At 65.4% G+C, this 14,013-nt stretch carries 14 protein-coding genes; 1 reads left to right on the top strand and 13 read right to left on the bottom strand.

What is annotated here, in order from left to right:
• Positions 1-139 precede the first annotated feature (139 nt).
• Genes ACQ4WL_RS21480 through gspG form a run of 11 tightly spaced genes read right to left on the bottom strand, consistent with a single transcriptional unit; the run spans position 140 to position 9,507 of the window.
• Positions 140-766 carry a type II secretion system protein gene (locus ACQ4WL_RS21480; RefSeq protein WP_436511565.1) on the bottom strand — a complete coding sequence of 209 codons (627 nt, stop codon included), beginning with the start codon at positions 764-766 and terminating at the stop codon, positions 140-142.
• A gap of 5 nt (positions 767-771) precedes the next feature.
• Positions 772-1,164 (bottom strand): type II secretion system protein, encoded by a 393-nt coding sequence (locus ACQ4WL_RS21475; protein ID WP_436511564.1) that lies wholly within the window; start codon positions 1,162-1,164, stop codon positions 772-774.
• Positions 1,165-1,167: 3 nt separating this feature from the next.
• On the bottom strand, positions 1,168-1,650 hold the full coding sequence (locus ACQ4WL_RS21470) for a type II secretion system protein (RefSeq protein ID WP_436511563.1): 483 nt from the start codon (positions 1,648-1,650) through the stop codon (positions 1,168-1,170).
• Positions 1,647-3,677 carry a secretin GspD/PilQ domain-containing protein gene (locus ACQ4WL_RS21465; RefSeq protein ID WP_436511603.1) on the bottom strand — a complete coding sequence of 677 codons (2,031 nt, stop codon included), beginning with the start codon at positions 3,675-3,677 and terminating at the stop codon, positions 1,647-1,649. Before ACQ4WL_RS21465 ends, ACQ4WL_RS21470 begins: the two co-directional genes overlap by 4 nt.
• Positions 3,677-4,198 carry a hypothetical protein gene (locus tag ACQ4WL_RS21460; protein ID WP_436511562.1) on the bottom strand — a complete coding sequence of 174 codons (522 nt, stop codon included), beginning with the start codon at positions 4,196-4,198 and terminating at the stop codon, positions 3,677-3,679. The genes ACQ4WL_RS21465 and ACQ4WL_RS21460 overlap by 1 nt, the downstream gene beginning before the upstream one ends.
• On the bottom strand, positions 4,195-4,767 hold the full coding sequence (locus tag ACQ4WL_RS21455; protein WP_436511561.1) for a hypothetical protein: 573 nt from the start codon (positions 4,765-4,767) through the stop codon (positions 4,195-4,197). Before ACQ4WL_RS21455 ends, ACQ4WL_RS21460 begins: the two co-directional genes overlap by 4 nt.
• A complete protein-coding gene (locus ACQ4WL_RS21450) occupies positions 4,764-5,312 on the bottom strand; it encodes a ubiquitin family protein (RefSeq protein WP_436511560.1) in 549 nt (182 codons plus the stop codon). The genes ACQ4WL_RS21455 and ACQ4WL_RS21450 overlap by 4 nt, the downstream gene beginning before the upstream one ends.
• Positions 5,309-6,133 (bottom strand): hypothetical protein, encoded by an 825-nt coding sequence (locus ACQ4WL_RS21445; RefSeq protein WP_436511559.1) that lies wholly within the window; start codon positions 6,131-6,133, stop codon positions 5,309-5,311. The genes ACQ4WL_RS21450 and ACQ4WL_RS21445 overlap by 4 nt, the downstream gene beginning before the upstream one ends.
• A complete protein-coding gene (locus tag ACQ4WL_RS21440) occupies positions 6,126-7,823 on the bottom strand; it encodes a GspE/PulE family protein (RefSeq protein WP_436511558.1) in 1,698 nt (565 codons plus the stop codon). Before ACQ4WL_RS21440 ends, ACQ4WL_RS21445 begins: the two co-directional genes overlap by 8 nt.
• Positions 7,820-9,025 (bottom strand): type II secretion system F family protein, encoded by a 1,206-nt coding sequence (locus tag ACQ4WL_RS21435; RefSeq protein ID WP_436511557.1) that lies wholly within the window; start codon positions 9,023-9,025, stop codon positions 7,820-7,822. Before ACQ4WL_RS21435 ends, ACQ4WL_RS21440 begins: the two co-directional genes overlap by 4 nt.
• 38 nt (positions 9,026-9,063) lie before the next feature.
• Positions 9,064-9,507, bottom strand: coding sequence for a type II secretion system major pseudopilin GspG (gene gspG, locus ACQ4WL_RS21430; RefSeq protein ID WP_166447530.1), 444 nt, complete (start codon positions 9,505-9,507; stop codon positions 9,064-9,066).
• 231 nt (positions 9,508-9,738) lie between these two features.
• Here gspG and ACQ4WL_RS21425 point away from each other — a divergent pair, with 231 nt between their 5' ends.
• Positions 9,739-10,140: a protease inhibitor I9 family protein gene (locus ACQ4WL_RS21425; RefSeq protein ID WP_436511556.1), complete on the top strand. Its 402-nt coding sequence runs from the start codon at positions 9,739-9,741 to the stop codon at positions 10,138-10,140.
• Between the two features lie 46 nt (positions 10,141-10,186).
• On the opposite strand, the gene ACQ4WL_RS21420 is transcribed toward ACQ4WL_RS21425, so the two are convergent.
• Together ACQ4WL_RS21420 and ACQ4WL_RS21415 are read right to left on the bottom strand one after the other, a co-directional pair.
• The gene (locus ACQ4WL_RS21420; RefSeq protein WP_436511555.1) at positions 10,187-10,816 is read right to left on the bottom strand and encodes an NF038129 family PEP-CTERM protein; all 630 of its coding nucleotides are present in this window, start codon (positions 10,814-10,816) and stop codon (positions 10,187-10,189) included.
• A 10-nt stretch (positions 10,817-10,826) separates the two neighbouring features.
• Entirely contained in the window at positions 10,827-13,841 is a 3,015-nt protein-coding gene (locus ACQ4WL_RS21415) for an ExeM/NucH family extracellular endonuclease (protein ID WP_436511554.1), read from the bottom strand.
• Positions 13,842-14,013 lie beyond the last annotated feature (172 nt).

The raw sequence follows: 14,013 nt of genomic DNA, 5'->3' as shown, positions 1-14,013 counted from the left end.
ATAAAGATATTAAATTACTTGCAATTATTTTATCTCAATTACATTTAAAATAAGTATTTCTTCCACGAAATGGTTGCATACGCCGGGGAATTTCCTATTGAAAATAGTTCTCGCCGTATCGCTTTCCATTGACTTATGGTTACAGCGGATTGGGTGCTTCCTGCTGCGCGCCGTCCCCTTCTTCCGGCTCCGCCACCTCGGGCGGCGCGGGTTTGGGCACGGCGGGTGCTGGCGCTGCAGGCGGAAACAATGCAGGCGGCGCGGGCATGTCTGCCGGCACCAGCCCCGCCGGTGGCACGGGGCCACCGGCGACAAATTGCCACTCGGATAGGTGCGACTTGCCTTCGAAGCCAGTGAAGCGGGCCTCGAAATTGCCCACTTTTAAAGGCGCGGACGACGACAGGCTATGCATGCCGATGATGCCCTGGCTGCCGGGCTGGTACAGCAAGCCCCACTCGGCGCGTCCCGTGATGGGGTCGACATACAGCTTGCGCAGGTGGCGGCGCACCTGCGGGAAACGGGGGTCGCGCAGCAAGGCGGCCAGATTCGGCGGCTGCTGCGGCTGGCCGGGTGGCGTGGCGCCAGCGTAGCTCTGCAGCGCATCGACAAACTGCGCGCCGATGTCGAGCAATTCCTGCTCGGCAGCCTGGCGCTGCAGCAAGGAGCCCATCTTCAGACCAGCCGCCCCCACCAGGCCCAGGATGGCCACCAGGATGATCAGCCCCAGGTAAGTAAAACCGCGCTGGCGGCGCGCAGGACGGTGCATGGCAGCTACCAGTCGGCAAACGGCGTGCCGCTGCGGTCCTTGCCGGGCGCGCCGCTTTTCACGTCATACACCTGGCCCGGCGTGTCGTCGGGCGGCGGCACGATGACCCAGCTGGCATCGCTGTCCGTGATGGGGTCGATGGGCATGGCGCGCAGGTATTTCTTTTCCACCAGTTGCTCCAAAGTATCGGGATAGCGGCCCGTATCGCCGTGGAACTGGTCGATGGTCGTGCGCAGGTTGCGCAAGTTGTCTGCCAACACGGTTTCCTTTGCCTTGTCGAGGCTGGGAAAGTAACGGGGCACGGCCAGAGTCAGCAGCAGCGCCACGATGCCGAGCACCACCAGCAATTCGATCAGGGTAAAGCCGCGCGCGCGGGCAGGAAGGATTTCAGCGGCCATGGTTCACCATAGACGGTAAGGCACGTTGTTCAAGCCCGTCTTGCCGGACGTGCAATACACATCGTACACATCGTCGCCTTCGCGCGGCGCGGCCGCCTCGCTGGCGTAGCTGCGCTTGCCCCACGTTTGCGCATCGCTCAGGCCAGCATCTGCGTTGAACGGGTCGCGCGGCACGCGGCGCAGGAAAAACAGCTTGCTGCGCTTCGGGTTGCGCTGGTCCGGGACGCCCTCGACCAGCAGCTCCAGGCTTTTCGGGTAGCCGCTGGCATCGGGCGCACGCAGGATGCGGCCCTCGTCACCGGCCCGTTTATAGGCGTCGAGCCCCTGGCGGATCTCGCGCAGCGCGCGCCGCAAGTCCTGCTCCTGGCGCCGTTGCATGGCCACCTGCGTGACGGGCACCACCAGCGTGCCCAGCACGCCCAGGATGGCTAGCGTAACCAGCAGCTCGATCAGCGTAAAACCGCCGTGCGTGCGCGCCAGTCTCATTTGACGACCGGCACCGGCTGGCCCGACGACAGCGGCAAGGGCGCCGCCTGCAGCGGCACGGGCTGGCCGGACGATATTGGCAAAGGCGACGCAGCCGGCTCGGGCGACGGCGCCACTTCCGGCGCGGGCACGCTCTGCGGCAATGTCTGTGGCAAGATCGGCGGCACCTGGCCAGGCGCCATCAGCGGCTGCGCGGGCGCCGGCTGCATGCCGACTGCCGACGGTCCGGAACGCACGATCAGCGTGCCCGGCATTTGGGTGGGCGCCTTGGCCGCCATGTCGGGACGGCGGCGGAAGCTGCCCTCCGTACCAGCCGAGAATTCGGATTCCTTCGCTTCCGGACGCTGCACCGTGCGCACCAGGTGCGGTGTGATCGACAGCACGATCTCTGTCTTCTGGCTGTCATCCTTGCTGCTGCCGAACAGGCGTCCCAGCACGGGAATGTCGCCCAGGCCCGGCACCTTGTTGCCCGAGCTGCGCTCTTCATTGTTGATCAGGCCCGCCAGCACCTGGTTTTCGCCATCCTTCAATTGCAGCATGGTCGACGCCTGGCGCGTGCCGATCTGGTACAGCGTCGAGCCGCTTCGGGTGATGGTGGCCGCGCCCAGGTTGCTCACTTCCAGCGAGATGCGGATGCCCACTTCATTATTCAAATAGATGGTCGGCTCGGCGTTCACCGTCAAGCCCACGTCCAGGTAGCTGACCGATTCCGAAGCAAAGCCGCCCGTGCCCGGCGAAATCGTGGTGGTCACTACCGGCACCCTGTCGCCGATGACGAACTTCGCCTTTTCCCGGTTGCGCACGCGGATGCGCGGGTTGGCCAGGATGTTCGCATCGCCATCCGTCTTGTTGACATTGGCCGTCACGGACAGGTCGCTCACGCCGATGCTGCGCTGGTTCAGCCTATTCAAGTCATTGATCGTCAGGCCTATCCCGCCCGAGGTGGAGAGCGGCGTCAGGGTCAGGCTCGTCGGCCAGGCCACGCCCAGTTCCAGCAGGCGGCTGCGCTTGACTTCGAGGATTTCCAGTTCCAGCACCACTTCCGCCTCGGGCACGTCCTGCAGCGCGATCAGGCGCCCGGCCAGGCGGATCGCCTCAGGCGTGTCGCGCACGATGACGAGGTTGAGCTTTTCATCGGCCACCACGTCGCGCGTCTTCAAGATGGTCTTGAGCGTGTTGGCGACCTGCTTGGCGTCCGCGTTCGCCAGGAAGAAGGTTTTCACCAGCACTTCCTGGTACTCCTTCAATTTCGCCGCCACGTTCGGATAAATCAAAATGGTGTTCGCATCCATCACCTGCTGCTCCAGCTGGTTCGTCACCAGCAGGAAGTAGACGGCCGATTCCACCGTGCTGTTCTTCAGGAAGATCGAGGTTTTCGCGTCCGCCTTGACGTCCTTGTCGAAGACGAAATTGAGGCCCGAGCGCCGCGCGATCAGCTCGAACACCTGCTTTAATGGCGCGTCGCGAAACTCGATCGTGATCGGCTGCTTGTACGACCTGGCCAGGCCCGATTCGACGAGGGGCGGCGCCGTTTTTTCATCGACCTCGCGCAGCAGCGCCCGCGCGCCCGCATGGTTCGGCTGCTCCGTCAGGATGGCGTTCAGGCGCTGGCGCGCCGGGTCGTATTGTTTTGCCTCCAACGCCGTGCGTGCCTCAGACAGCAATTTCCCCTGGCGCTGCGCGCGTTCGAGCGCGCGCAAGCCGCTGTTGGCGCGCTCGTTCTGCGCATCGATTTCCAGCACGCTCATGAAAGAGGTGCGCGCCTGCTCATCCTGCCCCGCTTGCGCCTGGCGCTCGGCCTGCTGCAAGCGGCTGCCAGTCGCCCGTTCGCGCGCCTGCAGATAGGCGCTGCGGTACTGTGCATTGCCGGGATCCTGCTGCAGCGCTTCCTGCAGCTTTCGCAGGCCAGCCGGGATCTGATCTTGCGCAAGCAGCTCGCGCCCGTCGCGGTAAGCTTGCTGCCCGGCGCAGCCGGACAACAGCACCAGCAGTACCGGCAGCAGCGCCGATGAAAAGGAACGAGGCATCACTCGAGTACTCCAATGTTGAGCTGCTGAACCTGGTTCAACGGCAGATAAGTAAGCGTCATGACGGGCGGCGCGATTGTCACGACCTTGTAGGCGCCATCGATGACGGTATTGGCGCGCACGATATACGTCTTGTCGGCGCGCGACAAAAACACTTCCCACGCGCCATCGGCGGCCGCCTTGCCCAGGTAGACGAACGGCAGTGGCGGCGCCATCGGCGGTGGTGGTGGCGCCGCAGCGGTCACCGCCATTTTCGGCGGCGGCGGCGTCCAGTTCTGGCTCTGGAAGACGCTATCTGCGCCGCCAAAGGTGTCGCCGTCCTCGCCCGCCACTTCGCTGCGCGGCAGCAGGACCAGGATGGCCGGCTGCGCGGCTGGCGGCCTGGCGGGCGCATGGCGCGCCGGCACGACGGCTCGCTCCACCGCCTCGGCCACCTCGGCCACGGGCTGGCGCTCGCCGAACAACAGCAAGGCGCCCGCGCCCAGCACGCCTGCCAGCATGAGACTATGGCGCGGGGTCATGGCGCCTCTCCCGCATCGCCAGGCGTATCGGTCAGATAGAAGGTCAGGCGCAAGCGCGCTTCGAGTTGCGTATCGGCGATCTGCTCGCGGCGAAAACTCAGTTCATCGAGCGAGGCGAAGGGCGCGGCGCGCAGCGTTTGCAGCGCGAATTGCCACACGGCCGCATAACTGCCCTTCAGCGGCAACGTCACCTGCCAGGTGGCCACGCGGCTGGCCTTGTCGTAGCCGCTCTTGTATTCGCCCTGCGCCAGCAGCAAGCCGTTTTTCGCGGCCAGGTCGAACAGCTGCTTGACCTGCTGTTCCGCGTGACGCTGCTGTCCCAGGGTGGCATAAAAGCGCGCCAGGTTCTCGCTGGCCGTCGCCGGCGGTGCCACGATGGCTGCGGCCAGCGATGGCTGCGGCAAGGGCCGCGCCTCCAGCTGCGCCGCCACGGCGTGCTGCTGCCAGGCCCAGGCCCAGGCGGCCATGCCCAGCACGAGCAAGGCCAGGGCCAGGCAGGCGGGTGCGCCCGCGCGGCGCAGCAGCAGTTGTGCGCGTAAGCGCAAGAGCGCGAGGTCGATGGCCATCATGGCGCGCCCCAGCGTGCTTCGAGCTGGAAGCGCAATGGTTTGTTCGGATCGAGCGCATTGATTTCATGGCGCAGCAGCTGCACGCGGGTGCCGAACAGCTCCTGCTGCTTCAATTGCGCGATGTAGGCCACCATGGCATCGCTGCCGGTCGTCTCGGCCGTGATCTTCAGCACGCGCTTGCGCGCATCCGGTTCCAGCGCCAGCAGCGCGATGCCGGGTGGCGTGGCGCTGGCCAGCGCATCCTGCAGGTCGCGCCACGGCAGGTTCAATTGCAGGATGGCCGCATTCACGGCCGCCGCCTGCGCGGGTGCGATAAGCACTTGCGGTGCAGGCGCCGGCCCCTGCATGGCGGCCATCACGCGCTGCTGCGCGCGCTGCAGCTGCCCCTCGCGCAGCTGCTGGCGCTGCAGCGCGGCGCAGCCAGTCCACGCCGCCGTGACGGTCAGCGCCACGCCCAGCGCGCCAACGCACCACGCCCACGCGGGCACGCGGTGCAGGCTGCGGCGCCAATTCGGCGGCGCAAAATCGATATCGAGGCGCGTCATGCCACGCCTCCGCTGTGGGCCAGTTGGGCAGCCGGCGACCAGGCGCCGTCCCCGTCTGGCGTGAAGAAAATCTGGCAGTTGAACGGTCCCGCAGGCGCCAGCCAGCCCGCTGGCGGCGCGCCGCACAGCTGCAACAGCGCGGGCGCCGATACGCCTTGCAGCAGCGCCTCGCGCGCCAGCATCTGCTGCAGCCAATCCTGGCCCGCGCCCGGCGGCACGGGCAGCGCGCGCACGGCGCGCAGGCAGCCATCATGACGCACGCCCAGGGTCAAGGTGTGCTCCTGCAACTGGCCAAACCAGGCGCCCGGTTTCAGCGCGCCGTGCCAGCGGTTCCAGTGGCGCGCGAATTGCGGCGTGATGAAGATCAAGGCCAGCTTGCGCGCAACGGCCACGCGCGTCAGTTGCGCCAGCAGCGCGCGCGGCACGGCGCAGAAAAACGGTGCGCGCGCATTCCAGGCGCTGCTGCTGTGCCACAGGCCGGACACATCGCCATACAGCGACTGGAAGCGCAACGCGGCGGCCGCCTCGATGTCGGCCAGGCGCGCGGCGCCTAGCGGCAGATCCACCTGCCACAGGCGCGCCAACGCATCGTCGAGCACCACGGACAAGGGCCAGCGAGCGTATTGCCCCGCCGGCAGAATCTGTTCCAGCGCCTGGCCCAGGGCGGCAAAGTCGCCATGCAGGCCCAGACCGGCGTCCGGCACATACGCGGCTTCGCCCAGCAAGGTCCAGGCTGGGGCGCGCCAGCGGCTGCTGCGCCACAGGCTCACTGTGCCCGCCGCCACGCCCAGGCGCAGTGCATGTCCAAGACCTCTACGCATGCAGGGTGACCCTCTTTATTTCCGTGATGGTGGTGGCGCCCCGCTTGACCAATTCCAGTGCCGCCAGGCGCAGGCTGCGCGTGCCGTTCGCATACGCTGCCGCCTTGATCTGGCGGATCGGTTTTTTATCGACGATCAGTTCGCGGATTTCATCGGTCAGCACGAGGATTTCGGCGATCGAGCGGCGCCCTTTGTAGCCCGTGCCGCGGCAGTCGCCGCAGCCCTTGCCCTGCTTGAATTGATATTCCTCAACGTCAGCGCGCGCCAGGCCCACGCTGGCCAGCTCACCATCGTCCGGCGTGTACCCGGTGACGCAATGAGGGCAATTAGTGCGGATCAGCCGCTGTGCCCAGATGCCGTTCAGGGCCGAGACAAACGCATACGGATCGATGCCCATGTGGGTAAAACGGCCAAACACGTCAAACACATTGTTCGCATGCACGGTGGTGAGCACCAAATGGCCCGTCAGGGCCGACTGCACGGCGATTTCCGCCGTTTCGCGGTCGCGGATCTCGCCCACCATGATCTTGTCGGGGTCGTGGCGCAGGATCGAGCGCAAGCCCTTGGCAAACGTCAGTCCCTTCTTTTCATTCACGGGGATTTGCAAAATGCCGGGCAACTGATATTCGACGGGGTCTTCGATGGTGATGATCTTTTCGCGTCCGTTGTGGATTTCCGTCAGCGCCGCGTACAGGGTCGTGGTCTTGCCCGACCCCGTGGGACCGGTGACGAGCAGCATGCCGTAGGCTTCCTGCGCCAGCGCGCGCAAGGCTTCCAGCGACGGCGCGTCAAAACCCAGCGCTTCGAGCGTCAGGGCGCCGTACGCTTCGATCATGGCGCGCTTGTCGAGGATGCGGATGACGGCATCCTCGCCATGGATGCTGGGCATGATGGAGACGCGCAAATCGATTTCGCGCCCGCCCGACTCGACGCGGAAGCTGCCGTCCTGCGGGACGCGGCGTTCGGCGATATCGAGTTCGGCCAGCACTTTCAGGCGCGAGATGATGTGTTCGGCCACTTCGATGCCGTTGACGGACGTGGCATGATCGAGCACGCCGTCGACGCGGTACTTGACGGCCAGGCCACCGGCCGTGCTTTCCAGGTGGATGTCGGAAGCACCGGCCTTCAGCGCATCATACAAGGTCGAGTTGACAAGCTTGACGGCGGGGCTGGCCGCTTCCGAGACGCTGGCGAACGACAGCACGGCGGCCGTCCTGCCATCGCGCCGCGCGTCACTGGCGGCGCCGGGCAGCAGGCTGTCGACGGCGCGCGCCGATTCCTCCTGCTTCGACAGGTAGGCGGCGATGTCGGACTGCAGCGCCAGGCGCACGTTCAAGGCGCCCTGCCCGGCGCGCGCACTGAGCCAGGTTTGCAGGTCGAGGTCGAACGGGTCGGCGATCACGCCCACCAGCTGGCCGTCGGCGGCCCGCAGCAGCACGCTGTGGCGCGCCAGCGCCTGCGACAGCGGCAGCAGGTCGAAGGCGGGAGACAACGCCAGCATGTCGGCCGTTTCCAGCACCTCCAGGCCGAACGGGCGCGCCAGTTCGCGCACCACGGCGCGCGCCTCGATGCCGCTCAGTTGCTGCAATTCCTCGACCAGGCTGCGCTTCGATTGCCGGCTCAGGATATGCGCGCGCTGCAGCAGCGCAGGATCGATGGCCACGGTGGGCACGGATTCGGTTTGCATCATGAAATGTCGCCGGCCAGGTCAAAGATGGGCATGTACAGCAGGATCACGATGGCGCCCACGACCAGGCCGATGGCAGCCATCAGCAAGGGTTCGAAAGTGCGCGTAAAACGGTCGATCCAGCGGCTGATTTCGCCGTCATAAAAGGCGGCCGACTGCGTCAGCATCGGCCCCATGTCGCCCGTGCGCTCGCCCACACGCAGCATGCGCAGGGAAATGGGTGTCGTCAGTTGATACTGCTCAAAGGCTGACGACAGGGGCTGGCCCGCCTCGATGGCGCCGCGCGCCTGCTGCAACGACGCCTGCATGCCCGGCGACACCATCGCTTGCACGGTAGTAATCGCCTGCAAGATGGTGATGCCGCCTTCGGCCAGCATGCCCAGGGTCAGATACAGGCGCGACAGTTCATAGATGCGCACGCGCTCGCCGATACCGGGCAGTTTCGCCAGCAGGCGCGCCACGCCGCCATGGCGCAGCGCGCGCCGCACGGCGGAAAATACGATGGTGCCGGTGATAAGCAGCCCGAGCAACAGCAGCACGCCGTGCTGCGTGACGAACTGGCCCCAGCTGAGCATGACTTGCGACATCCACGGCAAGTTGCGCCCGGCGCCCTGGTAGACCTCGGCGAAACGGGGCACCACATAGCTAATCAGGAAGGTGCTGACGCCGCCGCCCACGGCCAGCAGGATGGTGGGATAGATGGCGGCGCTGACGATTTTGCCACGCACCGTATCGATGCGCTGCTGGTAGTCGATGTAGCGCGACAACGCGCGCGGCAAGTCGCTGGTGCCCTCGGCCGCCTTGACGATGCCGATGTACAAGGGGGGGAAGAGTTCGGCCTGCTCCGCCAGTGCGGCGGAAAAGCGCTTGCCTTCGCGCAAGCCTTCCAGCAGGCGGGTGAGCACGCTGCGCGTGGCCGGCGATGCTTCCTTTTCCAGCAAAGCTTCCAGCGCCTCGACGATGCCCAGGCCCGCACAGAGCAAGGCCAGCAATTCCTGGCTGAACAGCAGCAAGGGCAGCGCCCGCGCGCGCTGGCGCCCGGCCGCGCTGAACGGCGTGGCGCGCAGGGGACGGATGGCGCTGACGAACAGTCCGCGCGCTTCGGCCTGGCGGCGCGCATCGGCTTCGTCCCGGCCATCGATCACGCAGGTGTGCAAGGTGGCGACTGCCTGCTCCGTGGAAAGCGCGCGTACTTCAAACTGCATGATGGCGTGTCCGTGGCGAAAGAGTGGGCGCGCTGGCCTTATTGCGAGCTGATGTCGGCATTTTCGCCGCTGCCACCCGCCTGGCCATCCTTGCCCATGGAAACGATGTCATATTCGCCCTTGCTGCCCGGTGCGCGGTATTGATAGGCATGGCCCCACGGGTCGAGCGGCACGGCCTTTTTCAAGTAGGGGCCATTCCAGCGCGTGCCGGCGGCTGGCGGCGCGACCAGCAGCGCGGCCAGGCCCTCTTCCGTGGTGGGGTAGCGCCCCACATCGAGGCGGTAGGTGTCGAGTGATTTTTCAAATGCTTCAATCTGCGCCTTGGCCACCGTCACTTCCGATTTGCCCAGTTGGGCGAAATACTTGGGGCCGACATAGGCCGCCAGCAAGCCGATGATCACGATCACGACCAACAGTTCGAGCAAGGTAAAGCCACGCGCATGGCGCGTTGCCGCAAGGTTCTGCCTGTGTGCTGCATGCATCCGGTAACTCCTTCTTGCCTACCTTCAATACATTGCCGCCTGTGCGCCGCTGGTGGCTGCGCACAGGCGGCGCGCGCCTGCCTGATGCATAGCAGGCTACCATGCCGCTTATACTTAATACAATCTTTTCTTTGTACTGAAAACAACAAAACTCCGGGGAAACCATCAAGTTTGCACTAACGCAAGTCGCGCGCCGCTTGCCCCGCCCCGTGGTACGCGTACAATCGGCACATGGGCGGCCGTGCCGCCACCACGCACCGAGGAGCAGCCATGCAGGCCTTCCGCCTGAGCTTTGCCATCCTGGCCAGCGCCTGTATCCTGCCTGCCGCGCCGGCGGCGCCCCCGCGCCACGCCTACATTGTGCAATTGACAGCCACACCCCGGACGCCGCAGGCTGATGGCGATGCGGCCCGGCGCGCAGAACGGCAGCGCGCCGTGCTGGCGCTAGTGCCTGACGCCCCAGTGCAATACCGCTACACGAACGCCCTGGACGGCTTTGCCGCCCTGCTCACACCGGCCGAGGTCAAGCGCCTGCGCGCCAGTCCCCTCGTCGCGCGGGTCTCTCCCAATACCGACGAGCATGTCAACGACGGCGGCACGCACCGGGCCACCGGGTCCGCCCCGCAACATTAAGCCCGCGCAATAACATGACGCACCGACGTGCGCCGTGCCGAAAGGCTCACACGGCCTGACGGCGGCGCAGGGCAAAACCGATCAGCGCCAGGCCACCCGTGAGCATCATCCATTCCGACGCTTCCGGCACGGCCGAGATCGTCGCGATGCCGGCATAGGTGCTGCCGGTAATGCTGGCGGGCAAGCCGCCGTTGAGCGGGGTCAGTTCGAATTGCAGCAAGTTGCCATTCGCATTGCCCAGGTAGGACGTGGCCGTGGCATCGAGCAAGCCCACGCCGAAGGTCGTGCCCGCGTTGCCGGCCGTGTTCAGGAAGTCGCCGCCAAAGACGATATTGAAACCGAACTTGCCGCCCAGGGTCACGTTGTGAAACCAGTCGTTGTAGGCACCGCTGTTGCCGAAGATTAAGGTACCGGGCACGCTGCCGCTGACATTGCCTTCCTGCGACGCCAGCGCGCCGAACGCGCCCGAGAAATTGCTGAGCAAGGCGCTGGCACCCGGCGCGGGGCTATTGCCGGCGATAAAGGCGAAATCGAGGAAACCGGCGCCCGAGAACGCGCTGGTGTCGATTTCCACGCGGTAACCGAGCGGATCGGCGAGCGCCAGGCTGCTGCTGGCGGCCAGCACGGCAGCCAGCACGGCGCGGCGCAGGGACGGATGGAGTTTGCTTGTCAACATGGTAGTGTCCTTAGAAGTTGCCGGCGTAGATGCTGGCGGAATAACGGATCGTCACTTTCGACGGATTGGTGAAACTGACGGCGAACGAGGCCGTCGCGCCCGGCGCCAGGCTGGCGGCGTTGACGGTGACATACGCGGCGCCCGCATGGCTGCCCGTGGCATTCGCCAGGCTGACTCCAGCCGGCAAGCCGCCAAACACCACCTGGAACGGGCCGGCCAAGGCGCTGCTGCCCGTGTTGGTGAAAGAGAACGTGCCTGTATACTTTTGCGTCACGCGATTGAACGCGAGGCCCGAGCTGGCTTGCGCCACGCCAGCCGTGATGTCGCGGTAGGCGGGCTGCAAGTCCAGACTGATGACGACAGGATCGTGGTCCGAGGCGCGGTAAGGCAAGGCGTTGTACAGGTCTTGCGGCCTGGCCGAGTCGATGTTGTAGTCGATCACTTCCGGCTCGTCCGCATTCACATGCCACTCGGCTACTCCGGCTACTTGCTGGCTCAGGCTGACACTGGCCAGCGCATGGTCGAGGTAGCCGCTCTGGCCGCCAAACACATATGAATACGGCATGCCGGACGGCCGCACAAAACGCTCGAGTTCGTTGACGAAGCCGGCGCCCGTGATGACCTGGATCGGGTCTTCCGCGCCATACGAATTCAAGTCGCCGATGACCAGCACGTCCGCGTCGCCGGCAGTGCTCGCCACCTGCGGCACGAAGCTGCCCACCAGGCGCTGGGCTTGCTGCACGCGGGTGGCGTTCCAGCAGCTCTGGCTATCGTTCTGATCCGCGTCCAGCCCGCTTGCCGGGCAGCTGCCCTTCGACTTCAGGTGGTTGACGATCAGCGAGAATTTCTCGCCATTGCCGGCCTGGAAGGTTTGCGCCATGGGCGGACGGTTGTTGATGGCGTTGGCGTCCGACAAGGCGCCGCCCACCAGCCCCAGCTTGCCTGGCTTGTAGATCATGGCCACGCGGATGGCATCCGTGCCCGTGGCGGCCGGTTTCGGCACCACGGCATACGTGACGCCGCCGATGGCCGCGTTGAGCTGCTCGACCAGGTAAGTGACGGCAATTTCGCCATTATTCTGGATTTCCATCAAGCCCACCACGTCCGCATCGATGGCCTTGAGCTCGGCCACGATCTTGTCGCGCTGGCGCTCGAACTCTGCCAGGCTGTCGGCGCCGCGGCAGTTCGACTTGGTGGTCGAGGCGCCCACGGTGCAGCCCTGCCCCGTCTGACCAAAGACGTTATTGCCATTCGTAAAGGTCGTAAAGAAATTGAGCACGTTGGCGCTGGCCACTTTGACGTTGCCGGATGGCAGTTCCGGGCTACCCGTGCGCGGGTTGTCACGCGAGAATTGCGGCGTCTGCGTCGGCTGCAATTTGTATGCGGCGCCGCCACCGCCGATGGCACCAAAATCCACCACGCCCGTCAGGTCGGACACCGTGTCGCCGCTGCGCACGGTGCCATCCTGGCCGATGTACGGAATGGTGGGCGGCGTGACGAAAATGCCATCATCGAGGACGATCAGGTTGTTTGCATTGGCCGCGATCAAGGCTCGCGCCTCCATCGAGCCGGCCGGATGACGGTTGGTCGGCACTTCGCGCCGTCCCGCCGACAGGGTCAACTCGCCACGCGCGCCCAGGTAGGCGTTTTGCGATACGGTCAACGGTTGCGTGAAGCGCACCAGCATGCCTTCCACGGCGGCCAGCTTGTCGTTTGGCAAGGTCACATTCGTGGGCACGATACGGTGGCCGGCGCTTTGCGCGAGGGTGGCCGTCACGTCCTTCAATTCTGTGTAGGAATTTTTCGCGCCCGTGGGCGTGTATTCGACCACCGTGCCCGTCACGCGCACCAGTTCGCCCGGCTGCACGGTGGTGACATTCGCTCCCGTGTAGACAAAGATGCCGTCCGAGGTGGACGGATCGCCATCGCCGGCCGCATCCTGAATGAAGAAGCCCGTGCCCACTTTCAGGGTGACCACGCCTTCGGTCGTTTGCACGGAATTGGCGTAGGGGCTGGCTGCGCCCGAGCCCTGGATCTGCGGAATCGTGTGGCTGACGGCGGCCAGGCCTTGCACGGCGACATCGATCTTGCAGCTGGTACTTTGCTGCTGGTCGTTGCTGAAACTCACGATGACGGGATAATTACCCACCGGCACGCCAGCGGCCACCAGCAGGCTGACCGTGGCGCTCTCGCCCGCCACGCCGGCCGCGCTGAAACTGGCCAGGCTGATGCCGGCCACGGCCGGCGACGTCACACTTGCCGCATTCACGACGCCATCGACATCGGCCGCGCGCAGCACGGCGCTGCCGCCATTGCCCACGGCCAGGGCCAGGCTGGCCGGGCAACTGGTGACGATCTGGTGCACAACGGGGCCGCCGCACACATTCAGCGGCGAAGCCGTATTGCGCGGCGTCACGCTGCCGGTGACAAAATCCACGCTGTTATTGTCCGTGTCGCCGCAGCCGCCATTCGCGCGTGCAATCGACAGGGTATTCGACGGCGCGGGCGCCACGGCGCCTTCAAAGCCGTTGGCCGTGCCAAAACCGACCAGGTCGATGACGGCTGCGCCCGTGGGGCTGGCGCCCGTTTGCGCCGTCTTGCTATTGCTCAAGAGCACTTTGCCCGCCGTGCCCGACAAGGCCAGGCCGCCCGTGGCATCCGGCGCGGGCAAGTCTTGCGTGCCGCCCGCGCCCTTGGCTTGCTGGACCAGCAAATACTGGCCAGCTTGCAAATCGATAGCCGGCAAGGCCGTCACGGACCAACTCGTATTGGCGGCGGCGCCGTACTGCACGCTCCAGTTGCTCAGGTTGACGGCGCTGGCGCCGCGGTTGAACAGCTCGATGAAATCGTTGCGGTACACGGCACCCGTGTTGCCGCCGCCACCATACACCTGGCTGATGACGACGTCGGAGGCAGCCAGGGCTGGCAGGGACAGGCTGGCCAGCACGGCGGCCATGACCGTCAGGCGCAAGGGTTTACCCAGGGACAAGGGGGAGATGGACAAGGCGGCAAGGTGGGCATTCATGGTTTTCCTGATCAGTTAAAGGTAAGCCTGGGTGCGCCAGCCCGGGCAGGCGCTGGCAGCCTGGTCTTGATAAAATGATGACGAAATTGTGATTTACATATTAAACAGCCGGCATGACGAGTTGATGACATTTCATTAAGCTGAACGGAGTAACGCTCAAGCGGTATCCAGG

The sequence above is a fragment of the Janthinobacterium kochi genome, from assembly GCF_051380715.1.
In the GTDB taxonomy this organism is placed as follows: Bacteria; Pseudomonadota; Gammaproteobacteria; order Burkholderiales; family Burkholderiaceae_D; genus Janthinobacterium.
Note: the sequence above shows the minus strand (reverse complement) of the source record. Positions and strands in the feature narration are given on the sequence as shown.

Coding starts and splice junctions, on each gene's coding strand:
- ACQ4WL_RS21480 (WP_436511565.1), bottom strand. CDS start 766: ATGCACCGTCCTGCGCGCCGCCAGCGCGGTTTTACTTACCTGGGGCTG.
- ACQ4WL_RS21475 (WP_436511564.1), bottom strand. CDS start 1,164: ATGGCCGCTGAAATCCTTCCTGCCCGCGCGCGCGGCTTTACCCTGATC.
- ACQ4WL_RS21470 (WP_436511563.1), bottom strand. CDS start 1,650: ATGAGACTGGCGCGCACGCACGGCGGTTTTACGCTGATCGAGCTGCTG.
- ACQ4WL_RS21465 (WP_436511603.1), bottom strand. CDS start 3,677: ATGCCTCGTTCCTTTTCATCGGCGCTGCTGCCGGTACTGCTGGTGCTG.
- ACQ4WL_RS21460 (WP_436511562.1), bottom strand. CDS start 4,198: ATGACCCCGCGCCATAGTCTCATGCTGGCAGGCGTGCTGGGCGCGGGC.
- ACQ4WL_RS21455 (WP_436511561.1), bottom strand. CDS start 4,767: ATGATGGCCATCGACCTCGCGCTCTTGCGCTTACGCGCACAACTGCTG.
- ACQ4WL_RS21450 (WP_436511560.1), bottom strand. CDS start 5,312: ATGACGCGCCTCGATATCGATTTTGCGCCGCCGAATTGGCGCCGCAGC.
- ACQ4WL_RS21445 (WP_436511559.1), bottom strand. CDS start 6,133: ATGCGTAGAGGTCTTGGACATGCACTGCGCCTGGGCGTGGCGGCGGGC.
- ACQ4WL_RS21440 (WP_436511558.1), bottom strand. CDS start 7,823: ATGATGCAAACCGAATCCGTGCCCACCGTGGCCATCGATCCTGCGCTG.
- ACQ4WL_RS21435 (WP_436511557.1), bottom strand. CDS start 9,025: ATGCAGTTTGAAGTACGCGCGCTTTCCACGGAGCAGGCAGTCGCCACC.
- gspG (WP_166447530.1), bottom strand. CDS start 9,507: ATGCATGCAGCACACAGGCAGAACCTTGCGGCAACGCGCCATGCGCGT.
- ACQ4WL_RS21425 (WP_436511556.1), top strand. CDS start 9,739: ATGGGCGGCCGTGCCGCCACCACGCACCGAGGAGCAGCCATGCAGGCC.
- ACQ4WL_RS21420 (WP_436511555.1), bottom strand. CDS start 10,816: ATGTTGACAAGCAAACTCCATCCGTCCCTGCGCCGCGCCGTGCTGGCT.
- ACQ4WL_RS21415 (WP_436511554.1), bottom strand. CDS start 13,841: ATGAATGCCCACCTTGCCGCCTTGTCCATCTCCCCCTTGTCCCTGGGT.